The 20,933-nt window shown below is 71.7% G+C and carries 18 protein-coding genes and 2 tRNA genes; 5 read left to right on the top strand and 15 right to left on the bottom strand.

All coding sequences use genetic code 11. The features are described from left to right. Window positions 1-57: 57 nt before the first annotated feature. The 7 genes from AB0H82_RS33695 to pgsA all read right to left on the bottom strand — a co-directional run bounded on the left by AB0H82_RS33695 (window position 58) and on the right by pgsA (window position 5,945). Window positions 58-810: a YebC/PmpR family DNA-binding transcriptional regulator gene (locus AB0H82_RS33695; protein WP_362999325.1), complete on the bottom strand. Its 753-nt coding sequence runs from the start codon at window positions 808-810 to the stop codon at window positions 58-60. Between the two features lie 88 nt (window positions 811-898). Next, window positions 899-1,504 (bottom strand): pyridoxal 5'-phosphate synthase glutaminase subunit PdxT, encoded by a 606-nt coding sequence (pdxT, locus tag AB0H82_RS33700; RefSeq protein ID WP_362999326.1) that lies wholly within the window; start codon window positions 1,502-1,504, stop codon window positions 899-901. Next, window positions 1,504-2,418, bottom strand: a complete 915-nt coding sequence (gene pdxS / locus AB0H82_RS33705) for a pyridoxal 5'-phosphate synthase lyase subunit PdxS (RefSeq protein WP_362999327.1) — start codon at window positions 2,416-2,418, stop codon at window positions 1,504-1,506. Before pdxS ends, pdxT begins: the two co-directional genes overlap by 1 nt. Before the next feature lie 147 nt (window positions 2,419-2,565). Continuing rightward, window positions 2,566-3,111 carry a hypothetical protein gene (locus AB0H82_RS33710; RefSeq protein ID WP_362999328.1) on the bottom strand — a complete coding sequence of 182 codons (546 nt, stop codon included), beginning with the start codon at window positions 3,109-3,111 and terminating at the stop codon, window positions 2,566-2,568. 76 nt (window positions 3,112-3,187) lie between these two features. Continuing rightward, entirely contained in the window at window positions 3,188-4,348 is a 1,161-nt protein-coding gene (locus AB0H82_RS33715) for a glycosyltransferase family 4 protein (RefSeq protein ID WP_362999329.1), read from the bottom strand. Beyond that, window positions 4,345-5,277, bottom strand: coding sequence for a phosphatidylinositol mannoside acyltransferase (locus AB0H82_RS33720; protein ID WP_362999330.1), 933 nt, complete (start codon window positions 5,275-5,277; stop codon window positions 4,345-4,347). Before AB0H82_RS33720 ends, AB0H82_RS33715 begins: the two co-directional genes overlap by 4 nt. Then, window positions 5,274-5,945 (bottom strand): phosphatidylinositol phosphate synthase, encoded by a 672-nt coding sequence (gene pgsA / locus AB0H82_RS33725; RefSeq protein ID WP_362999331.1) that lies wholly within the window; start codon window positions 5,943-5,945, stop codon window positions 5,274-5,276. Before pgsA ends, AB0H82_RS33720 begins: the two co-directional genes overlap by 4 nt. A gap of 259 nt (window positions 5,946-6,204) precedes the next feature. On the opposite strand from pgsA, the gene AB0H82_RS33730 reads away from it, so the two are divergent. Both AB0H82_RS33730 and AB0H82_RS33735 read left to right on the top strand, forming a co-directional pair. After that, window positions 6,205-8,412 (top strand): elongation factor G-like protein EF-G2, encoded by a 2,208-nt coding sequence (locus AB0H82_RS33730; RefSeq protein WP_362999332.1) that lies wholly within the window; start codon window positions 6,205-6,207, stop codon window positions 8,410-8,412. A 180-nt stretch (window positions 8,413-8,592) separates the two neighbouring features. Beyond that, on the top strand, window positions 8,593-10,260 hold the full coding sequence (locus tag AB0H82_RS33735; RefSeq protein WP_362999340.1) for a hypothetical protein: 1,668 nt from the start codon (window positions 8,593-8,595) through the stop codon (window positions 10,258-10,260). A 54-nt stretch (window positions 10,261-10,314) separates the two neighbouring features. Here the strand turns inward: AB0H82_RS33735 and AB0H82_RS33740 are convergent, their stop codons facing one another. The 4 genes from AB0H82_RS33740 to AB0H82_RS33755 all read right to left on the bottom strand — a co-directional run bounded on the left by AB0H82_RS33740 (window position 10,315) and on the right by AB0H82_RS33755 (window position 14,826). Then, a complete protein-coding gene (locus AB0H82_RS33740; protein WP_362999333.1) occupies window positions 10,315-10,878 on the bottom strand; it encodes an HIT domain-containing protein in 564 nt (187 codons plus the stop codon). A 60-nt stretch (window positions 10,879-10,938) separates the two neighbouring features. Then, window positions 10,939-12,918, bottom strand: coding sequence for a threonine--tRNA ligase (gene thrS, locus AB0H82_RS33745; protein ID WP_362999334.1), 1,980 nt, complete (start codon window positions 12,916-12,918; stop codon window positions 10,939-10,941). A 121-nt stretch (window positions 12,919-13,039) separates the two neighbouring features. Then, window positions 13,040-14,263, bottom strand: coding sequence for a hypothetical protein (locus tag AB0H82_RS33750; protein WP_362999341.1), 1,224 nt, complete (start codon window positions 14,261-14,263; stop codon window positions 13,040-13,042). Beyond that, a complete protein-coding gene (locus tag AB0H82_RS33755; RefSeq protein WP_362999335.1) occupies window positions 14,260-14,826 on the bottom strand; it encodes a DUF4365 domain-containing protein in 567 nt (188 codons plus the stop codon). Before AB0H82_RS33755 ends, AB0H82_RS33750 begins: the two co-directional genes overlap by 4 nt. Window positions 14,827-14,994: 168 nt before the next feature. On the opposite strand from AB0H82_RS33755, the gene AB0H82_RS33760 reads away from it, so the two are divergent. Further along, window positions 14,995-15,720: a 3'-5' exonuclease gene (locus AB0H82_RS33760; RefSeq protein WP_362999336.1), complete on the top strand. Its 726-nt coding sequence runs from the start codon at window positions 14,995-14,997 to the stop codon at window positions 15,718-15,720. Window positions 15,721-15,782: 62 nt separating this feature from the next. Here AB0H82_RS33760 and AB0H82_RS33765 read toward each other — a convergent pair. Together AB0H82_RS33765 and AB0H82_RS33770 are read right to left on the bottom strand one after the other, a co-directional pair. Beyond that, a tRNA-Val gene (locus AB0H82_RS33765) sits at window positions 15,783-15,854 on the bottom strand. A 39-nt stretch (window positions 15,855-15,893) separates the two neighbouring features. Beyond that, window positions 15,894-16,340: an SRPBCC family protein gene (locus AB0H82_RS33770; RefSeq protein ID WP_362999337.1), complete on the bottom strand. Its 447-nt coding sequence runs from the start codon at window positions 16,338-16,340 to the stop codon at window positions 15,894-15,896. 94 nt (window positions 16,341-16,434) lie between these two features. On the opposite strand from AB0H82_RS33770, the gene AB0H82_RS33775 reads away from it, so the two are divergent. Beyond that, window positions 16,435-19,452 (top strand): hypothetical protein, encoded by a 3,018-nt coding sequence (locus tag AB0H82_RS33775; RefSeq protein ID WP_362999338.1) that lies wholly within the window; start codon window positions 16,435-16,437, stop codon window positions 19,450-19,452. 125 nt (window positions 19,453-19,577) lie between these two features. Here AB0H82_RS33775 and AB0H82_RS33780 read toward each other — a convergent pair. Both AB0H82_RS33780 and AB0H82_RS33785 read right to left on the bottom strand, forming a co-directional pair. Continuing rightward, window positions 19,578-19,649, bottom strand: a tRNA-Val gene (locus AB0H82_RS33780). 66 nt (window positions 19,650-19,715) lie between these two features. Next, window positions 19,716-20,150, bottom strand: a complete 435-nt coding sequence (locus AB0H82_RS33785; RefSeq protein ID WP_362999339.1) for a TIGR02611 family protein — start codon at window positions 20,148-20,150, stop codon at window positions 19,716-19,718. A 191-nt stretch (window positions 20,151-20,341) separates the two neighbouring features. Between AB0H82_RS33785 and AB0H82_RS33790 the strand changes: the two genes are divergently transcribed. Beyond that, complete coding sequence (locus tag AB0H82_RS33790) at window positions 20,342-20,755, top strand: SsgA family sporulation/cell division regulator (RefSeq protein WP_003959770.1); 414 nt, start codon at window positions 20,342-20,344, stop codon at window positions 20,753-20,755. The last annotated feature ends 178 nt before the right edge of the window (window positions 20,756-20,933 follow it).

A 20,933-nucleotide genomic window follows, 5' to 3' on the forward strand; every position in this document is an offset into this window, starting at 1 on the left:
TGTCCCGTCGGCCCATGCGCGCCCCACAGGGGCGCGGGGAACTGCGCGAGCTGCCGCTTACGCGTCGACCTTCGCCATGACCTCGTCCGAGACGTCGAAGTTGGCGAAGACGTTCTGCACGTCGTCGCTGTCCTCCAGGGCGTCGATCAGCTTGAAGATCTTCCGGGCGCCGTCCTCGTCCAGCTCGACCTGCATGGTCGGGACGAAGTTGGCGTCGGCCGAGTCGTAGTCGATGCCGGCCTCCTGGAGCGCGGTGCGGACCGCGACCAGGTCGGTGGCCTCGCTGAGGACCTCGAAGGTCTCGCCCAGGTCGTTGACCTCTTCGGCGCCCGCGTCGAGGACGGCGCCGAGGACGTCGTCCTCGCTCAGCTCGCCCTTGGGGACGATGACGACGCCCTTGCGGTTGAAGAGGTACGACACGGAGCCCGGGTCGGCCATCGAGCCGCCGTTGCGCGTCATGGCCACGCGCACGTCGGAGGCGGCGCGGTTGCGGTTGTCGGTGAGGCACTCGATGAGCACCGCGACACCGTTCGGGCCGTAGCCCTCGTACATGATCGTCTCGTAGTCGGCGCCACCGGCTTCGAGGCCGGCGCCGCGCTTGACCGCGGAGTCGATGTTCTTGTTCGGGACCGAGCTCTTCTTGGCCTTCTGGATGGCGTCGAAGAGGGTCGGGTTACCGGACACGTCGGCGCCGCCGGTACGGGCCGCGACCTCGATGTTCTTGATCATCTTCGCGAAGAGCTTGCCGCGCTTGGCGTCGATCACGGCCTTCTTGTGCTTCGTCGTAGCCCATTTAGAGTGGCCGGACATCTGCCTGTCTCCTTCGCGTTACCCAACAACCAGTACGAACTCTCCCAGACCTTCAGGCCTTGAGGCCACGGTGGGATCCCCGGAGATCCTACAAGGATCCCGCGCGGGGGTTACCCCGCGCCATCTCCACGAACAGCGCGTGAATCCGGTGGTCGCCCGTCAGCTCGGGGTGGAACGACGTGGCGAGCGCGTTGCCCTGGCGCACGGCGACGATGTGGCCCCCGTGCTCGGCCAGCACCTCGACCTCGGCGCCGACCGACTCCACCCAGGGGGCGCGGATGAAGACGCCCTCGACCGGGGCACCCTCGACGCCCTTGACGTCGACGGCCGCCTCGAACGACTCGTTCTGCCGTCCGAACGCGTTGCGCCGCACGATCATGTCGATGCCGCCCACCGTCGCCTGGCCCGAGCGCGGGTCGAGAATCTTGTCGGCGAGCATGATCATGCCCGCGCAGCTGCCGTAGACCGGCAGGCCGTCCCGCACGCGCGCGCGGAGGGGCTCCATCAGGCCGAAGAGGGTGGCCAGCTTGGAGATGGTGGTGGACTCACCGCCGGGGATGACCAGGCCGTCGACCTCGGCGAGCTCCTCGGGGCGCCGGACCGGCCTGGCCACGGCGTCCGCCGAGGCCAGGGCGATCAGGTGCTCCCGTACGTCCCCCTGAAGGGCGAGGACGCCCACTACGGGAGTGGTCATTACCAGCCTCGGTTCGCGTAGCGCTCGGTCTCCGGCAGGGTGTCGCAGTTGATGCCGACCATGGCCTCGCCGAGGTTGCGGGAGGCGTCGGCGATGATCTTCGGGTCGTCGAAGAAGGTGGTGGCCTTCACGATGGCGGCGGCGCGCTTGGCCGGGTCGCCGGACTTGAAGATGCCGGAGCCGACGAAGACGCCCTCGGCGCCGAGCTGGCGCATCAGGGCGGCGTCGGCCGGGGTGGCGACGCCACCGGCGGAGAAGAGGACCACCGGGAGCTTGCCGAGCTCGGCGGTCTCCTTGACCAGCTCATAGGGGGCGCGCAGGTCCTTGGCGGCGGCGTACAGCTCGTTGTTGTCGAAGCCGCGCAGCTTGGCGATCTCGTTCTTGATCTGGCGCAGGTGGCGGACGGCCTCCACGACGTTGCCGGTGCCGGCCTCGCCCTTGGAGCGGATCATGGCCGCGCCCTCGGCGATGCGGCGCAGGGCCTCGCCCAGGTTGGTGGCGCCACACACGAAGGGGGTGGTGAAGGCGAACTTGTCGCTGTGGTTGACCTCGTCGGCCGGGGTGAGGACCTCGGACTCGTCGATGTAGTCGACGCCGAGGGACTGCAGGACCTGCGCCTCGACGAAGTGGCCGATGCGGGACTTGGCCATGACCGGGATCGAGACGGCCTCGATGATCTCTTCGATCATGTTCGGGTCGGACATCCGCGCCACGCCGCCGTCCTTGCGGATGTCGGCGGGCACCCGCTCCAGCGCCATGACGGCGACGGCGCCGGCGTCCTCGGCTATCTTCGCCTGCTCGGCGTTGACGACGTCCATGATCACGCCGCCCTTGAGCTGCTCGGCCATGCCGCGCTTCACGCGGGCGGTGCCGGTCTCGGGCGTCGGGTTGGTGCTGTCAGGGGTGCTGGACACGGAGTTGACCTCACTCGCTGAAGAGGATTTCTACAGCTCCGAGGAAACGCCCGGCGACCAGGCCACAGCAAGGGCCAATGGATGACCGGTGGCTCATTTTCCTCTGGTGCCCCTGGTCAGAGCCGCACCGACCGGCCTCTCGTGCCGCTACGTAGTCGCACGGTCCGCCAGTGCCGTCGGCGGCTCGTCGTCCATCTCGAAGGCCATCGGGAAGGGCGCGTGCCCCGCGAGACGGAACCAGCGGACCGTGCGGTGCCTGCGCAGGGCGCGGGCGGCGCGCACGGAGTCGTTGTGGAAGCGCCGGGCCATCGGCACCCGGCGCACGGACGCGGCCAGCTCGGTGGCCGCCTCGTCCCCGCCCGGGGCCTCGCGCACCGCCTCGACCTGCTGCACCTCGCCGAAGATCGCCCGCAGCGCCTGACTGAGCTCGCTCTCGGCGACCTCGCGCTGCTCCTCCTCCGCCTGCCGGGCCGCGTGCGCCGCTTCGTAGAGCACGATCGAGGCGGCGGGGTCGAGCACTCCGGAGGTGGCCAGTTCCTGGGCGACCGAGGCGCGGCGCAGCAGTTGGGCGTCGAGGGCGGCGCGCGCCGCGTCGATGCGCGCGTGCAGCCGGTCGAGCCGTCCGGCGGTCCAGCTCAGGTAGAGGCCGATCGCGAACAGGGCGACGGCGATCCAGATCAGTGTGGAGGTCACGGGCGTTCAGGCTAGTCGCCCCGCGGCCACCGGTCCGCCACCGGGCACCCGCGGGGCGCCGGAGCGCGGCGGTACGTCAGGTACGGGTGAGCCCGAACCGCGCCCGCAGCCCCACTCTCTCGTCCTCCGCGACCGACGCCGCGCCGTCCGTGACCGTCTCGTACACCGCGAGGATGTCGGAGCCGACCGTCGACCAGTCGAAGCGCCGCACGTGCGCGCTGCCTCGCTCGCGCAGGCCCTCGCGGCGGTCGGGGTCGGCGAGGAGCCGTACCGCCGACTTGGCGAGGGACTCCGCGTCCTCGTTGGCGAACAGGTCGCCCGCCGCGCCCTGGCCGAGGACCTGTGCGAAGGCGTCCAGGTCGCTGGCGAGCACGGGCGCGCCCGCGGACATCGCCTCGACCAGGATGATCCCGAAGCTCTCGCCGCCGGTGTTGGGGGCGACGTACAGGTCGACGCTGCGCAGCAGCCGCGCCTTGTCCTCGTCGCTGACCATGCCGAGGAACTCCACCCGGGAGCGCAGTTCGGCGGGGAGCGAGGCCACCGCCTCCTCCTCGTCGCCGCGGCCCGCGACCAGCAGCCGGGAGTTCGGCCGCTCGGCGAAGATCTGCGGCAGCGCCTTCATCAGCACCGGGAGGCCCTTGCGGGGCTCGTCGATGCGGCCGATGAAGCCGATCGTCTCCCCCTGCCACTCAGGTCTGGGATCGGCCTCGGCGAAGAAGTCGACGTCGACGCCGTTCGGGATGACGACGGCGTCGCCGCCGAGGTGTTCGACGAGCGTGCGGCGTGCGTACTCGCTCACGGCGATGCGGGCGCTGATCTTCTCCAGGGCGGGCTGCAGGATCGGATACGCGGCGATCATGGCCCGGGAGCGCGGATTGGACGTGTGGAACGTCGCGACGATCGGGCCCTGCGCCGCCCAGCAGGCGAGCAGCCCCAGCGAGGGCGAGGCGGGCTCGTGGATGTGGATGACGTCGAAAGTGCCGTCGTGCAGCCAGCGGCGCACCCGCGCGGCCGACAGGAAGCCGAAGTTGAGCCGTGCGACGGAGCCGTTGTACGGCACGGGGACGGCGCGGCCGGCCGATACGACGTACGACGGGAGCGGTGTCTCGTCGTCGGCCGGGGCCAGTACGGACACCTCGTGCCCGAGGCGGATGAGGTGCTCCGCCAGATCGCGGATGTGGAACTGGACGCCGCCCGGCACGTCCCACGAGTAGGGGCAGACGATGCCGATCTTCACGAGGGCTCCCCCGCCCGGCGGGTCGCGGCCTCGTCGTCGGGGCGGGGCTCCAGGTCGGCGAGCCACAGTCGCTGCAGCATGTGCCAGTCCTCCGGATGGTCGGCGATACCGGTGGCGAAGGCGTCGGCCAGCGCCTGTGTCATGGCAGACGTCTTCTCGACCCGGTTACCTGTCTCGGGGACGTCGACGGGCGGATGGACGCGCCCCTTCATGACGGGCGAATCGTCATACCAGAGGGTGACGGGCAGCAACAGGGCGCCGGTCTGCTGCGCGAGCAGTGCGGGCCCCGCGGGCATCCGGGCGGTGTCTCCGAAGAACTTGACCTCGACTCCGGAGGACGACAGATCGCGGTCGGCGACGAGGCAGACGAGACCGCCCGCGCGCAGCCGCCGCGCCAGCGTGCCGAAGGCGGCGCCGCCGGTGTGCGGCAGGACCTCCATGCCGAGGCTCTCGCGGTAGGCGACGAAGCGGTCGTACAGCGTCTCGGGCTTCAGGCGCTCGGCGACCGTCGTGAAGGGGGTCTCCAGCTTGGTGGTGACCCAGGCGCCCGCGAGGTCCCAGTTGCCCAGGTGCGGCAGCGCGAGGACGACGCCCTTGCCTGCGGCGAGCCCGTCGGTGAGGTGGTGGACGTCCTTGACGTCGAGGCCTTCGACGATGCGGTCCCTGCTCCAGGACGGCAGCCGGAAGGACTCCATCCAGTAGCGCAGGTAGGAGCGCATGCCCGCCTTGGAGAGCTCGGCCAGGCGCTGCGGGCTCGCGTCGGGCACCACGCGCGCGAGGTTGGACTCCAGCCGCAGCACGCCCTTGCCCCGCCGCTTCCACACCGTGTCGGCGATGGTCCTGCCGAGCCGTTGGGCGGCCGGCTCGGGGAGCCTCTTGACGGTGCTCCAGCCGAGCCCGTACAGCGCGTCGGTGAGTCGGTCCTTCACTGCGCGGCCTCACTCTCCTGCGCGTCGGCGGCCGCGGCGGCGTCCGCCTCCGCGGACTCCCGGCGCACGGTCACGACGCGCTGGACGAGGGTGACCATGCTGCCGGCCGCGACGATCCACAGGGCGATGGGCAGCAGGATCTGGATGCCGGGGACGCCGAACTTGTGAAGGCCCGCGAGGCCCGCGGCGACCAGGGAGATCACCAGGCGCTCGGCGCGCTCCACCAGGCCGTTGACGGCGACGGGCAGGCCGATGGCCTCGCCGCGTGCCTTTGTGTACGAGACCACCTGGCCGCTCGCCAGACAGAAGATGGAGACGGCGCAGAGGATGTTGTCGTCGCCCGATCCCGCGTACCAGAGGGCGAGGCCTCCGAAGATCGCGCTGTCCGCCACCCGGTCGAGCGTCGAGTCCAGGAAGGCGCCCCAGCGGCTGGAGCGGCCGAGCTGGCGGGCCATGTTGCCGTCGACGAGGTCCGAGAAGACGAACAGGGTGATGACGATCGTTCCCCAGAAGAACTCTCCCCGGGGGAAGAAGACCAGCGCTCCCGCCACCACACCGGCGGTGCCGATGAAGGTGACCGCGTCGGGGCTGACCCCGCGGCGGATGAGAAACGCGGCGAACGGTGTGAGGACACGCGTGAAGAATGCACGCGCGTACTTGTTCAGCATGGCCTTCCCGAGGGTTCGGTGCGCCGTGTGGCCCCGTTGGCCACCGGCTGGCCCATCGTAGTCACGCCCTTGACGGACCGGCTCGCCCCCTCACGATCGCGTACGACGTATGGACGCAGAGTGACCCGAGTGGAAAGCTCGAAAGCATGACGGGCGCCGCCGGGGCCGCCCCGCACCCGGCCCCCGCGCGTCCGCGAGCAGCCAGCATCCCCGAGGGGGCTGAGCCTCCTCACCGTGCACGTGACCGGGAGGCCAAGGCATGGGCGACAAGGCGAACGCACACCCCGGAGCCGCCGGCAGGGCAGCATCGGCCGACCACCCCGCGTCCGTACGGAATGTGGTGCTGGTCGGCCACAGCGGTTCGGGCAAGACGACTCTGGTGGAGGCTCTCGCACTGACCGCGGGGGCGGTGAACCGGGCGGGCCGCGTGGAGGACGGCGGCACCGTCTCCGACTACGACGAGATCGAACACCGGCAGCAGCGCTCGGTGCAGCTGTCCCTGGTCCCCGTCGAATGGGGCGGCTTCAAGATCAACCTATTGGACACCCCGGGATACGCCGACTTCGTCGGGGAGCTGAGGGCCGGTCTGCGCGCCGCGGACGCGGCCCTCTTCGTCGTCTCGGCGGCGGAGGGCATCGAGGGCATCACCGGCGCGACCCGCATGGTGTGGGAGGAGTGCGCGGCGGTCGGCATGCCGCGGGCCATCGTGGTCACCCACCTGGAGTCGGCCCGAGCGGACTTCACGGAGATGACCCGGACCTGTGCCGAGGCATTCGGCGCCGACGACCCCGATGCCGTACTGCCGCTGTATCTGCCCCTCTACGGAGAGCAGGGGCCGGACGGCCACGCCCCCGTGACGGGTCTGATCGGGCTGCTCTCGCAGCGGATATTCGACTACGCCTCCGGGGAGCGCAAGGAGTCCGAGCCCGGCGAGGACCAGCTGCCGCTGATCGAACAGGCGCGCAACACCCTGATCGAGGGGATCATCTCCGAGAGCGAGGACGAGTCCCTCATGGACCGCTATCTCAGCGGTGAGGACATCGACTTCAAGACACTCGTGGACGACCTGGAGCGGGCCGTCGCGCGGGGCATCTTCCACCCGGTGCTCGCCGCCGCGCCCGCCGCGGAGGGCGCCCGCCAGGGCATCGGCACGGTCGAGCTCCTGGAGCTCGTCACGGGCGGCTTCCCGACCCCGCTCGAACACCCGGCACCGGCCGTGACCACACCGGACGGCAAGGCGCGGCCCGCGCTCACCTGCGACCCGGAGGGACCGCTCGCGGCCGAGGTCGTCAAGACCGCGTCCGACCCGTACGTGGGCCGGATCTCACTCGTCCGCGTCTTCTCCGGAACCCTGCGCCCCGACGAGACCGTGCACGTCTCCGGGCACGGCCTGGCCGACCGCGGCCACGAGGACCACGACGTCGACGAGCGCGTCGGCGCCCTCTCCTCCCCCTTCGGCAAGCAGCAGCGCACGCTCACCCGGTGCGTCGCGGGCGACCTGGCGTGCGTGGCCAAGCTGAACCGGGCCGAGACCGGCGACACGCTGTCCGCGAAGGACGACCCGCTCCTGATGGAGCCCTGGGACATGCCCGACCCGCTCCTGCCGCTCGCCATCCAGGCGCACAGCAAGGCCGACGAGGACAAGCTGTCGCAGGGCCTCTCACGGCTCGTCGCCGAGGATCCGACAATGCGGCTCGAACAGAACCAGGACACCCATCAGGTGGTCCTGTGGTGCCTGGGCGAGGCGCACGCCGACGTGGCCCTGGAGCGGCTGCGCAGCCGGTACGGCGTCCAGGTCGACGTGGTGCCGCACAAGGTCTCCCTCCGGGAGACGTTCGCCGGCAAGTCCGGTGGCCGGGGCCGCCATGTGAAGCAGTCGGGCGGGCACGGCCAGTACGCGATCTGCGAGATCGAGGTCGAACCGCTGCCCGGCGGCAGCGGCATCGAGTTCGTCGACAAGGTCGTGGGCGGCGCGATCCCGCGGCAGTTCATCCCGTCCGTCGAGAAGGGCGTGCGCGCACAGGCGGCCAAGGGCGTCGCCGCCGGGTACGCGCTGATCGACGTACGCATCACGCTGCTCGACGGCAAGGCGCACTCGGTGGACTCCTCCGACGCCGCGTTCCAGACGGCGGGCGCCCTCGCGCTGCGCGAGGCCGCGGCCGAGGCCCGGATTCATCTGCTCGAACCGGTCGCGGAGGTGACGGTCCTGGTCGGCGACGACTACGTGGGCGCGGTGATGAGCGACCTGTCGGGCCGCCGCGGCCGGGTGGTCGGCACCGAGCAGGCAGCGGGCGGGCGGACCCTGGTGCGGGCCGAGGTGCCCGAGATCGAGATCGGCCGGTACGCGGTGGACCTGCGGTCCCTCTCGCAGGGCACCGCGCGCTTCAGCCGTACGTACGCACGCCACGAGCCGATGCCTCCGCAGCTCTCCGAGAGGATCCGCGAACAGGCGCGGGGCGGCTCGTAGTTCGGACCTTCCGGCACCGGCCGCCCGCCGCCCTCTCCGGGCGGGCGGCATTCCGCCGTCCCCTGACGGATGTCGGTGCTCCCCGATACGCTGATGACCTGATCAACGGTGTACCGGACAGCAACAGGTGTGCCGGACAGGGAAGTCGGGAAGAGCCGCAGCAGCGAAGGCGTCGCGGCGATGGGGGCGGCAGTGGCGGACGATGTATTCGACTTCAGGCCCGGGGCCCAGGTTCCTCTCTCGGGCGCCGCGGGACAGACGGCGGCGACGCATGCCCTGGCCTCGGCGGCGTACCGCGACGGCGACGTCGAGGGCATCCTGGCGGCCAACAGCGAGTGGCACAAGTCCGAGGTGAAGCCCGGCCTCTTCTCCCTCTTCAAGCCGAACCTCGGCGAGGCGTTCGCGCGGACCGTACAGGTGCGGATGCTCGGCGGCGGCCGGAATCCGCTCATCCAGTCCTTCGGGACGGAGCCGCAGGCGGTCGTCGAGCACTGCCTCGCGGCGAACCGTATCCGCAAGGAGCGCGACAGCTGGCTGACCGCCGTGATGGTCCTGTGCGGGGTGCTGTTCCTGCCGGGGCTGCTCGTCTGGCTCCTCGTCTTCACCATCCGCAGGCAGGTCGCCAAGAGCGAGGACAAGCGCGCGGGCGCGCTCGCGACGGCCGTCCTGGTGGCCGTGGGGGTGCTCGCCGCCCTCGCCCTCCTGAAGCTGCCGTTCGGCGGCTTCTGGGCCTGGTATCTGCGCGCGGCGATCGTGCTCCCCGTGGTGGGCTGGTTCTGGGCCAAGCAGATCGCCGAGCGCACCGCCCACGACCTGCGCGACCGCTGGTCGAGCCTGCTCGCGGGCGGCGGCATCGGCGCGAAGATTCCCGAGGCGGTGCCCGGCAGCCCCGGTGAGACGGCCGCCGAGCGGCTCCGCCAGGGCCTGGCGCGGCTCTCCGCGGAGCAGCAGAGCAACTCCGTGTTCTACGCCGGGCCCAAGGGCATATTGGGCATGGGCACGCGCTGGGGCAGCTGGCAGCTGGCCGAGGAGCTGGTGCCCGCCGACCCGAGCAAGGAGATCCACCCCTTCCGCAGCTGGGACGTCATACGCGCGGTGCATGACCAGCTGCGCATGCTGGAGCGCGGTCCCCTGCACACCGGCGGCTTCCCCACCCCGGACATAAAGCACTGGATCGTCTCCCCCATCGGGGAGAACGCCAAGGCGGTGTCCCGCCCCACCGGCACGGACGTCGAGGCCTTCCAGATCCGCGGCCACGAGATACAGCGGATCTGCAACGAACAGCAGTTCGGCAGCGGCAACCGCCACTACCTTGGCGTGCAGTTCACGCTCTGGGACGGCCAGTTGGTCATCACGATGCTGATCACGGTGACCGTGCTGCACGAGACGCTGCGCATCGAGGTCACCGGCCACGCCCTCGGCCCGGTGCACTCGCTGTTCACCACCAAGCCCTCGCCCAAGACGAAGACGGTCTCCAAGGCGATCAAGTTCTGGGAGACCACCACCCGCAACCTGCCGCTGATAGACGCCGACGAGGTCGTGCGCCTCGCGGTCCGCGCCCCCTTCACCTGGTACCCGCCGCTCCTGGACTACCTCGGCGGCAGGCTCGTCCTGCCCGAGCCCTTCGGCCTGCGGCACGCCTGGGCGGACAAGCCCTGGCGGCACCGCTTCATGGCCGACGACGCGCTGCGCGCCGCCACGCCCGTGCTGCGCGTGGTGCACTCGGCTGCGATCAAGGTCCTCGACGAGAACGGCGTGGACACGACCAAGTTCGGCGCCCGTTCCGGCTTCCTCAGCGGGGCGATCCAGGACCCGATGCCGAGGAAGGCGGACGTGTACGACGCGTAGGGGGCGTACGAACGAGGAAAGGCCCGCGGGCCGGCCCGCGGGCCGGCCCGCGGACTAGAGAGCCGCGGGCCAGGCGTCCGCGAGCATCTTGCGGGTGTCGGCGAGCAGCTGCGGCAGCACCTTCGTGTGCCCCACCACCGGCATGAAGTTGGTGTCGCCGCCCCAGCGCGGGACGACGTGCTGGTGCAGGTGCGCGGCGATCCCCGCGCCCGCCACGGCTCCCTGGTTCATGCCGATGTTGAAGCCGTGCGCGCCGGACGCAGCGCGCAGCGCCTTCATCGCCTGCTTGGTGAGCTCGCCGAGCTCGGCCGTCTCCGGGCCCGTCAGGTCCGTGTAGTCGGCGACGTGGCGGTAGGGCACGACCATGAGGTGCCCGCCGTTGTACGGGTACAGGTTGAGGACCGCGTACACCTGCTCGCCGCGCGCGATGACGAGACCGTCCTCGTCGGACTTGGCCGGGATGGAGCAGAAGGGACAGCCGTCGTCGGCCCCCGGGCCCGTGGGCTTGTTCTCGCCCTGGATGTACGCCATCCGGTGGGGCGTCCACAGGCGCTGGAACGCGTCCTGTGCCCCGACTCCGATCTGCTGCTCCGGCTCACTCGTCATGAGGTGAAGCATATGACTTGGCCCCGGGGAGAGGTCCCCGGGGCCTGAGCTCACCGCAGTGTCACCGTGACATCAGACCTGGACGCGGTCCTCGACCGCCTTCGCGATCTTCGCGATGGCCTCGTCGACGGGGATGCCGTTCTCCTGCGAGCCGTCGCGGTAGCGGAAGGACACGGAACCGTTGTTCATGTCCTCGTCGCCCGCGATGACCATGAAGGGCACCTTGGCCTTCTGCTGGTTGCGGATCTTCTTCTGCATGCGGTCGGACGACGCGTCGACCTCGACGCGCAGCCCCTGGGCGCGCGCCTTCTCGGCGAACTCCTGGAGGTACGCGACGTGCGCGTCACCGATCGGGATGCCGACCGCCTGGACGGGCGCCAGCCAGGCAGGGAACGCGCCGGCGTAGTGCTCCAGGAGCACTCCGAAGAACCGCTCGATCGAACCGAACAGGGCGCGGTGGATCATGACGGGCTGCTGGCGCGAGCCGTCCGCGGCCGTGTACTCCAGGTTGAACCGCTTGGGCTGGTTGAAGTCGACCTGGATGGTCGACATCTGCCAGGACCGGCCGATGGCGTCCTTGGCCTGCACCGAGATCTTCGGGCCGTAGTACGCGGCGCCGCCCGGGTCGGGCACCAGCGGCAGGTTCTGCTTCTCGGCGGCGAGCCGCAGGGCCTCGGTGGCCTCCGCCCAGTCCGCGTCCTCGCCGATGAACTTGTCGGAGTCGTCGCGGGTGGACAGCTCCAGCTCGAACTCGGTCAGGCCGTAGTCCCGCAGCAGGTCGAGCACGAAGGTCAGGAGCGTGTCGAGCTCCTGCGGCATCTGCTCCTTGGTGCAGTAGATGTGCGAGTCGTCCTGGGTGAAGCCGCGCGAGCGGGTCAGGCCGTGCACGACGCCCGACTTCTCGTACCGGTACACGGTGCCGAACTCGAAGAGGCGCAGCGGCAGTTCGCGGTAGGAGCGGCCGCGCGACCTGAAGATGAGGTTGTGCATCGGGCAGTTCATCGCCTTGAGGCGGTAGTTCTGCTCGTCGAACTCGATGGGCGGGAACATGCCCTCCGCGTAGTGCGGCAGGTGACCCGAGATCTCGAAGAGCTTCTCCTTCGAGATGTGCGGGGTGTTCACGAACTCGTAGCCGGAGACCTCGTGGCGGCGCCGCGAGTAGTCCTCCATGACCTTGCGGATCACGCCGCCCTTGGGGTGGAAGACCGCGAGGCCCGGGCCGAGCTCCTCCGGGAAGGAGAAGAGGTCCAGCTCGGAGCCGAGCTTGCGGTGGTCGCGCTTCTCGGCCTCGGCGAGGAACTCCAGGTGCGCCTTCAGCTCGTCCTTCGACGGCCACGCGGTGCCGTAGATGCGCTGGAGCTGCGGGTTCTTCTCGCTGCCTCGCCAGTAGGCGGCGGCGGAGCGCATCAGCTTGAAGGCGGGGATGACGCGGGTGGTGGGCAGGTGCGGGCCTCGGCAGAGGTCCTTCCAGCACAGCTCGCCGGTCTTGGCGTCGAGGTTGTCGTAGATGGTCAGCTCGCCGGCGCCCACCTCGGCGTCGGCGCCGTCGGCGGCCTGCGCGGCGTTGCCCTTGAGGCCGATGAGCTCCAGCTTGTACGGCTCGTCGGCGAGCTCGACGCGGGCGTCGTCGTCGGTGGTGACGCGACGCGAGAACTTCTGCCCGCGCTTCTGGATCTCCTGCATCTTCTTCTCGATGCGCTTGAGGTCCTCGGGGGTGAAGGGCTCCTTGACGTCGAAGTCGTAGTAGAAGCCGTCCCGGATGGGCGGGCCGATGCCCAGCTTGGCCTCGGGGAAGAGCTCCTGCACTGCCTGCGCCATGACGTGCGCGGTCGAGTGGCGCAGGATGTTCAGGCCGTCCTCGGAGGAGATCTCGACGGGCTCGATCTCGTCGCCGTCGGCCACGGCGTACGCCAGGTCCTTCAGCTCGCCGGCCACGCGCGCGGCGACGACGGTGCGCTCGCCGGGGAAGAGCTCGGCGGCCGTAGTGCCCGTCGTCACCACGCGCTCTTCCCGCTCGGAATCGCGTTGGATGATCACACGGACGTCTGACACCGGTCTCTCCTAGCTGAAGGGGGTTGCGACGCTTTCCACTGCGCGCGCAAGAGGGATCGTACCGAGCCGCGGGCCCCCGCCGCGAAACGGATCTCCCCCGCACCCCTTCTCCCCGCACCCTTCAGTCCGTGCCGCACGCCTCCTCGAAGAAGTCGAGGTTCTCCTGGAGCGACTTCATGAGCCGGTCCCGCTCCGCGTCGTCCACCTGCACGGGCACCACCCCGGTCGCCCCGGTGAGCCTGCGGAAGCCACCCCGGCTCTCCAGGCGGCCGTGCACCCGGATCGGCAGCCCGACCAGGTGCGCGTGGCCCGCGATGCGGTACGCCTCCTCGTCCAGGGTCGTCCGCACGTGCGGGACCTCGGCCCCGGCGATCACCCGGATCCGCACCGTGCCGTCCCCGCTCGGCGCCGCCCGCCGCATCCGCACCACGGTCCCGGTGATCCGCACCGGCACCGACGGCTCGGCGCGCAGGTACCGGGCGCCCGCCGCGCGCAGCGCCGCCAGGTCTCCGGGCGAGAACTCGACGGGTCCGGCGCCTGCCGTACAGCCCTCGGGCACCCCGGCGGCCGGCGCCCACTCCACCGCGACGCGCGCCCCTTCCGTGCCGCGCACCAGCGCGACGAGCGCCTCGGTCAGCTCGTGGCTGACGCCCGCTTCGACCGCGCCGTCGAAGGCGTCCATGCCGCCGGTGGCGCGCTGGTAGTCGACGGCCTCCCGGGCCGCGTACAGGGCCTGGTGCAGCCGGACCGCGAGGGGCCGCCCGGTCATGACGGGGACGAAGGCGGTGAGCCTGCGCCCGCCCGTCGCGGGGCCCACCAGGACGTCGTCCAGGGACGCGGCAGCGGGCCCGCGGTGGCGTGCGCCGTGGTACCCGGCGCGGGCTCGGGCGGCGAGCGCCCCGGCGAGCAGCATCCGGCGCGCGGCGGAGCGCAGCTGTTCCTCCGCCGGCCAGGTGGCGGTGCCTGCGGGCCCCACCGGTTCGTCGCGCCACCAGTGGATCTCGTCGCTGGGCACGGCGAGTCCGACGAGGACGTCGCGGGCGGCGGGCGACCCGCTGCGGGACAGCGCGACGAGTGCCTCGCCGATCAGGTCCTCGCAGTCGGGGAAGGCGCGGTTCTCGGGCACGAGGAGGCTGGTGCCCGCGCCGCCGGGGCCCGGCGGGGTCCACCGGGCGTAGCGGCCGGGGGCTCCGCCGCGCCGCTGCCAGCCGTGCCGGGCCAGGAGCGCGCCGAGGACGGCGGGGTCGACGGAGGACGGTTCGGGCGGCCGTGCCCAGTGGGCCGGGGCCGGGTGCGGGCGTCCCGGCGGCAGGGGCTCGTCGTGGTCGAAGGGGCGGTGCATCAGGGTCGTCCTCCCGTACCGACGCGCGTCATGATCTCGCAGAGGGCCCGGTCGTCGAAGATCCGCGAGGTCGGGACGCGCACGGTGGTCCTGCGCCGGCCGGTGACGGGGTGCCCGGCGAGGTTGGTCCAGTAGCAGCAGTGCCGCAGGTCGAGCCGGTCGTGGCCGGCGCGCAGCCAGTCGTCCCGCGACCGGGGGACGAGCATCACGACGAGGATCTTGTGGACCGAGACCGGGGTGCGGGCGAGCTTCTCCAGGTGCGCGTTGTCGAGCGTGAAGGAGAAGGCGGGTCCCGCCGGGTTCGGCGGTATCTGGTACGTGCACTTCAGCTGGACCTTGATGGTCACTTCGTCGTCGACCGTGTGCCCCGGCGCGCTGTGGCTGACGTGCCAGTCGATGCCGTTGTCCGGGAACGGCTGGGAGAGCGAGCATCCCGCGGCCGCCGCGACGGCGTGCAGATAGCCCACCTGGAGCGTCTCCATACAGGCGGTGGTGGCGAGTGTGCCGCGCGGCGGTGCGATCCGCCCGGGCAGCAGCCCACCCTGTTCGGGCTGCGCGAGCGCCATGGTCAACAAGCCTTCCGAACCCGGTAGTTGCCCGCTCGGGCGGTCAATTTCAAAGCCCCGTACCTCTGTTGTCTCCGGGCCGCGTACAGCGCAAACGGCCCGGGTATCACCGTCGTGGGCAGGGGACCGAACGTCATCTGCCGGGACTGAACGAGGAGTTGCGTCATCATGACGTGCTGGTACGAGGGCCCCTTGGCCGCATTCGACACGGAGACCACGGGCGTCGACGTCGAGACCGACCGGATCGTGTCGGCCGCCGTCGTCGTCCAGCAGGGCGCGGGAACCCGACCGCGCATCACCCGCTGGCTGGTGAATCCGGGCGTACCCGTGCCCGAGGCCGCCACCGCGGTGCACGGACTGACGGAGAATCACCTGCAGCGCACCGGCCGCTGGCCCGCGCCGGTGATGGAGGAGATAGCGCGGGACCTGGCCGAACAGGGCGCGGCGGGCCGGCCGATCGTGGTGATGAACGCGCCGTTCGACCTGACCATCCTGGACCGGGAGTTGCGCAGGCACCGCGCCTCGTCGCTGAGCCGCTACATGGAGGGTTCATCGCTGTGTGTGATCGACCCCCGGGTCCTGGACAAGCAGCTCGACCGGTACCGCAAGGGCCGCCGCACGCTCACCGACCTGTGCGCGCACTACGAGGTGGAGCTGGCCGAGGCCCATGACGCGGCGGCGGACGCGCAGGCCGCGATGGATGTCGTACGCGCGGTGGGGCGCCGTTTCGCGGCGCGCCTGGAGCGTCTGTCGCCGGCCGAGCTGCACACGCTGCAGGCGGTCTGGCACGCGGCGCAGGCGCGCGGTCTGCAGGCGTGGTTCGCGAAGAGCGGCACACCGGAGGCCGTGGACCCGGCGTGGCCGCTGCGTCCCGAACTCCGGGCGGCCGCCTGAGGCGAGGCCTCGGCGGGCAAGAAAAAACCGGTCCGTCTGCTGACGGACCGGCATTCTCCGGGTGGGCGATACTGGGTTCGAACCAGTGACCTCTTCGGTGTGAACGAAGCGCTCTCCCACTGAGCTAATCGCCCGGGAACGCACTGAACAATACAGGTCCGGGCGCCCTTCCTTCAAACCGCTGCCAGCCGGGCGGCGAGGCCGCGCCGGCCGGCCCGCATCATCAGGGCGTGGTTGAGCAGGAACAGTGGGCGTCCGGGGACGGCGAGGCGGCGCATCAGGGGACTGCGCACGTCGACCTCCTGGTCGTAGCGGGCCCGCGTCCCGGCGGGCGCGGCCGTGAGGGTCCAGCGCGCCCAGCCGTCCAGGTCCCCGGTCATGCCGATCTCCAGGACCCCGGCCGCGGGGTCGCGGCGCCGTTCCTCCGCGGTGACGACGAGGTCGTACGGGAGGAAGGACCGGAAGCGGATGACGCCGCTGCGGTCGTCGATGGGTTTCACCTCGCGCACCTGCGGCCACCACAGCGGATAGTCCTCGGCGCGCTCCAGCTCGGCATAGGCGTCCGCGGGCGCGCCGGGGACGTGCCAGACGCTGCGGAATCGGTAATGACACCAGTCCATGGACCGAGTCTGCCCAATCGTGCGCCGAATCTGAGTACGTCCCTGAGTATCCACACCCATGTCGCACGGGGTGGCGCGGACCACACTCCGAGGCATGACGAACATTCCGCCCCCTGCCGAGGAGCTCCGCCTCCTCGACCGGGAGCTGCGCCAACTGGAGGCGCGCAGGACGCTGTTGCTGCAGCGCCGGGCCTGGCTGCTCGGCGTCGCCCTGCGCGCGGCGGGCCCGGCCGGGCCGCCCCCTCGCCCGGTCGGCCCGCCCGCCCCCGGGGCCGCTCCGCCGAGCGCGCAGAACGTCCTGCTCACGCTGGGCGGGGTGCTCCTGACCGTCGCGGCGATCGCCTTCACGGTGGTCAGCTGGGGCCACTTGGGCATCGGCGGCCGCAGTGCGGTCCTCGGCGCGGTGACGCTGGCGGCGCTCGCCGCTCCCGCGCTCCTGCTGCGCCGTTCGCTGCGTTCGACGGCGGAGGCGGTGGCGGGCCTCGGGCTCGCGCTGACCGTCCTGGACGCGTACGCGCTGCGCTACCTCTCCCTCTCCGACACGGGCGCCCTCGGTTACGCGGCGGGGGCCTCCGCGGTCCTCGCCACGCTGTGGGCGGGGTACGGGCTGCTGCTCGGCGGGCTGCGCTCGCCGCTGCCGACGGCGGTCGCGACCGCCCAACTGCCCCTGGTGCTGTGGGCGGGCGCCGCGCACGCCGGTGACCACGCGATGACGGCCGCGCTGCTCGTGACGGCGGCCTTCGACACCGCACTGGCGCTGCGGGCGGGCGTCCGTTCCGTACGGGTCGTCGCGACGGCCGGTGCCTGCGTGCTGGGTCTGTGGGGTGCGGTGGGCGCCGGCTGGCTGTCCACCCGGGCCACGGACCCGGCCGGGGCGGCACGCGCGGGCATGCTGCTGCTCTTCGCCGCCCTGATCGCGCTGGCAGCCGCGTGGTGGGCGAAGAACCGGGAGGTGACGACCGGCGCGGCGGCCATCGCCGGCCTGCTCGTGGTGGCCGCGTCCGGCGGCGTGCTGCGCACCGTGCTGCCCGCCGCGTGGACGGTGCCGGGTTATCTGCTCTGCGGCATCGCGCTGTTGGGGGCCGCCCGCGCCGCGCTGCCCGGGGCGCTGCGGCGCGGGATCGTCGTGGCGTCGGCGGTGGCGCAGGGCTGCGCGGTGCTGTGGGCGCTGCCGGTCGCCTGGATCGCGCTGATCGGGCCGTTCGGCTGGGCGACCCGGGTCTGGTCGGGCGCCCCCTCGGACGCCCGGGACGCCCTGCTCCTCGAACTGCCGCTCCTCCACCCGCTCCTGGCCCCGCTGGTGCTCGTGGCCGTCGCCGCCGTACTGGTCGCGGCGAGTGGCCCGCTGGGCGGGACGGCCCGGCGGGCGGCCCGGTACGGTGCGCCGGTGCTCGTCTGGTCGGCGGCGATCGCACTGCCGGCCGCCCTCCGGCTTCCGTACGAGGCCGGGCTCTCGGCGCAGATCCTGGTGACCGCAGCCCTGCTCGTCACCGCGACCCGGAGCGAGTCCGCCGCGCCGCTCGCGTCCGCCGACCCTGCCACGCCCAGCGCTCCGGCTGTGTCATCGGCGACCTCCGCCCCTCATCCCACGTCCGCCACGTCCGCCACTTCCGGCACTCCAACCACGCCGACGGCGCCCGGCGCTTCCGGCACTCCAACTACGCCCACAGCACCCGGCGCTTTCAGCACCCCAGCCGCGCCCGGCGCTTCCGGCATGCCCGCCGCACCCAGCGCGCCGGCTGCCTCCGCGGTGCCCGCCGCACCAGACACGCCCGCCGCTTTCGGCACTCCAGCCACGCCCGGCGCTTCCGGCATGCCCGCCGCACCCAGCGCGCCGACTGCCTCCGCGGTGCCCGCCGCACCAGACACGCCCGCCGCACCCGCCATGCCCGCCGCTCCCACCGCACCCGCCGGTTCCGGCACTCCAACCACGCCTACAGCGCCCGCCGCTTTCGGCACTCCAGCCGTGCCCGGCGCTTCCGGCGCTTCCGGCATGCCCGCCACCCCCACCGCGCGGACTGCGTCCGACGCACCAGACACACCCACCGCACTCGCCGCTTCCGGCACGCCTGCAACACCCACCACGTCGGCTACCTCTGCCACCCCCACGCCCGCAACCCCCACCACCGCGCCCATAACCCCCGCACTCATCGCCTCCGTCCTCGCGCTGGTGTCCTCGGTGGGCGTCGCGTTCCTCTCGTTGGCGACGAGTGCGGCCACCCTCTCCACGCTGGGTGTGCTCACGGTGCTCCACCTCGTCGTCTGCGTGCGCATGGCGCGGGGCGTGGTCTCGGCGCCGGGTACGGCGGCGATCGCCGGGTGTGCCGTCGTCGCCCATGCCACCGCGCTGGTCTGCGCCGCGGGTGCCGCGTGGGGGCTGCGTCCGGAGCACACCGGGCTGCTCACCCTCACGGTCCCGGCCCTTGCCGCACTCGCCGCGGCGCGCCTCTGCCGGCATGCCCTCGCGCCGCCCGTCGAGATCACGGCGGCCGCGTCCGGAGCCGTCGCCGTCCTGCTCGCCGCGGGCACCGCGCCCACGCTGGCGCTCGCCCTCGCGCTCGGCGGGCTCATCGCGTCCGGCACCGCGCTGCGCCCGGACCGCAGGCCCGTCGGCTACGCGGCCGCGGCGCTGTTCGTCCTGGCGAGCTGGGTCCGTCTCGCGTCATGGGAGGTGTCGGCCCCAGAGGCGTACACCCTGCCGGTGACGATTCCCGCGCTGCTCCTCGGCCTGCTGCGGCGGCGCCGTGACCCCGAGGCCTCCTCCTGGACGGCGTACGGACCCGGCCTCGCGACCACGCTGCTGCCGAGCCTCGCCGCCGCCTGGGGCGATCCGTACTGGCAGCGTCCGCTGCTGCTCGGCACCGCGGCCCTCGCCCTGACGCTGCTGGGCGCCCATCACCGACTGCGCGCCCCGCTGGTCCTGGGCGGCTCGGTCCTCGCCCTGGACGCGCTGCACGAACTGGCCCCGTATCTCGTGCAGGCCGTGGGGGTCCTGCCCCGCTGGCTGCCGCCCGCGCTCGCGGGTCTGCTGCTCCTCGTCGTCGGCGCGACGTACGAACAACGGCTGCGGGACGCGCGGCGGTTGCGGAATGCGCTCGACCGAATGCGCTGATTCCCGATCGCCGACACGACATGCGGAGTCAATGAGCCCATATGTCGACCCGTCAATTCTGTTGCAGAACGCGGGAATACGAGAACGGCCCGGAGGCTCAAAAGCCTCCGGGCCGTAATCCGGGGTGGGCGATACTGGGTTCGAACCAGTGACCTCTTCGGTGTGAACGAAGCGCTCTCCCACTGAGCTAATCGCCCCGGGCGCAGAGAGAACATTACCGCATGTCAGCGGGTGCTCCGGACCGCCCTGGAGTCACCCGGAGGTCACTCCTTGATCTCCCACGGCATGGTGATGCCGAACTTCCACACGTAGACACCGACGAGCACCGCGACGATCACGAGCCCGATCGTCGTCAGGATGATGTTCCTGCGGCGCACCTTCGGGTCGAGCGCGCGCTGTGCGGCCTCGGTGACCTTGCGCTTCGTCCAGCGCAGCACCAGCTGGGCCCAGACGAACTCGGTCGCCCAGATCGCCATGCCGCCGAAGATCACCAGCCAGCCCGGCCCCGGCAGGGGCAGCATGATGATGCCCGCGACGACGACCGCGAGACCGACGATGAAGACGCCGACCTGCCAGCTCAGGTGCAGTGCCTTGCGGGCCTGGACGAACCCCGGCGCCCGAGAGCCGAGCGGCTGTTCCGGCTTGACTCCGGCGACGGGATCCGTGACCCCCGCCGGCTCGTTACTCCCCGTATTCATGCGGCCAAACCTTACCGGACGGAAACCCGTCACCGGAATGGGCGCACGAAGAGACGGGACAACCCGCCATACGAGGCGTCTAAAGACACGCAAAGCCCTCAGAGGGGTTTACAACGGCACCGTAGGTGGCATGTCGATTTCGCCGACGTGCGAATCCCCGAGCGCACACTGAGCGAAAGGCCCTGGCGCTTATGAACACCACGGTCAGCTGCGAGCTGCACCTGCGCCTCGTTGTGTCGAGCGAGTCCTCACTGCCTGTACCCGCAGGACTGCGGTATGACACGGCCGATCCCTATGCCGTGCACGCCACCTTCCACACCGGAGCCGAGGAAACCGTCGAGTGGGTGTTCGCCCGCGACCTCCTCGCCGAGGGCCTGCACCGGCCCACCGGTACCGGCGACGTCCGAGTCTGGCCGTCCCGGAGCCACGGTCAGGGCGTCGTCTGCATCGCCCTGAGTTCCCCGGAGGGCGAGGCTCTGCTGGAGGCCCCGGCGCGGGCCCTGGAGTCCTTCCTGAAGCGAACGGACGCAGCCGTGCCACCCGGCACGGAACACCGCCATTTCGATCTCGACACGGAGCTCTCTCACATCCTGGCCGAGAGCTAGCGCCGCAAGGCAGCGTCGAGAACCACCACGCCGTCCGACTCGGGGCGACGGCGCAAGCAGTCACGGCACGACGACACAAGGCGAACAGACGCAGACACCGGCGCGGGGGGGCGCGGCCCCCCCCCCCGCCCGGCGCGGGCCGCCGCCGCGGCCCCCCCCCCACCCCCCAAGCCGCCCG

The organism is Streptomyces sp. NPDC050732 (assembly GCF_040654255.1).
GTDB lineage: Bacteria > Actinomycetota > Actinomycetes > Streptomycetales > Streptomycetaceae > Streptomyces.

Bases quoted from the DNA above. Each gene is read 5' to 3' on its own strand.
- AB0H82_RS33695 (WP_362999325.1), bottom strand. From the start codon at position 810: ATGTCCGGCCACTCTAAATGGGCTACGACGAAGCACAAGAAGGCCGTG.
- pdxT (WP_362999326.1), bottom strand. From the start codon at position 1,504: ATGACCACTCCCGTAGTGGGCGTCCTCGCCCTTCAGGGGGACGTACGG.
- pgsA (WP_362999331.1), bottom strand. From the start codon at position 5,945: ATGCTGAACAAGTACGCGCGTGCATTCTTCACGCGTGTCCTCACACCG.
- AB0H82_RS33730 (WP_362999332.1), top strand. From the start codon at position 6,205: ATGGGCGACAAGGCGAACGCACACCCCGGAGCCGCCGGCAGGGCAGCA.
- AB0H82_RS33735 (WP_362999340.1), top strand. From the start codon at position 8,593: ATGGGGGCGGCAGTGGCGGACGATGTATTCGACTTCAGGCCCGGGGCC.
- AB0H82_RS33740 (WP_362999333.1), bottom strand. From the start codon at position 10,878: ATGCTTCACCTCATGACGAGTGAGCCGGAGCAGCAGATCGGAGTCGGG.
- AB0H82_RS33755 (WP_362999335.1), bottom strand. From the start codon at position 14,826: ATGGCGCTCGCGCAGCCCGAACAGGGTGGGCTGCTGCCCGGGCGGATC.
- AB0H82_RS33760 (WP_362999336.1), top strand. From the start codon at position 14,995: ATGACGTGCTGGTACGAGGGCCCCTTGGCCGCATTCGACACGGAGACC.
- AB0H82_RS33770 (WP_362999337.1), bottom strand. From the start codon at position 16,340: ATGGACTGGTGTCATTACCGATTCCGCAGCGTCTGGCACGTCCCCGGC.
- AB0H82_RS33775 (WP_362999338.1), top strand. From the start codon at position 16,435: ATGACGAACATTCCGCCCCCTGCCGAGGAGCTCCGCCTCCTCGACCGG.
- AB0H82_RS33785 (WP_362999339.1), bottom strand. From the start codon at position 20,150: ATGAATACGGGGAGTAACGAGCCGGCGGGGGTCACGGATCCCGTCGCC.
- AB0H82_RS33790 (WP_003959770.1), top strand. From the start codon at position 20,342: ATGAACACCACGGTCAGCTGCGAGCTGCACCTGCGCCTCGTTGTGTCG.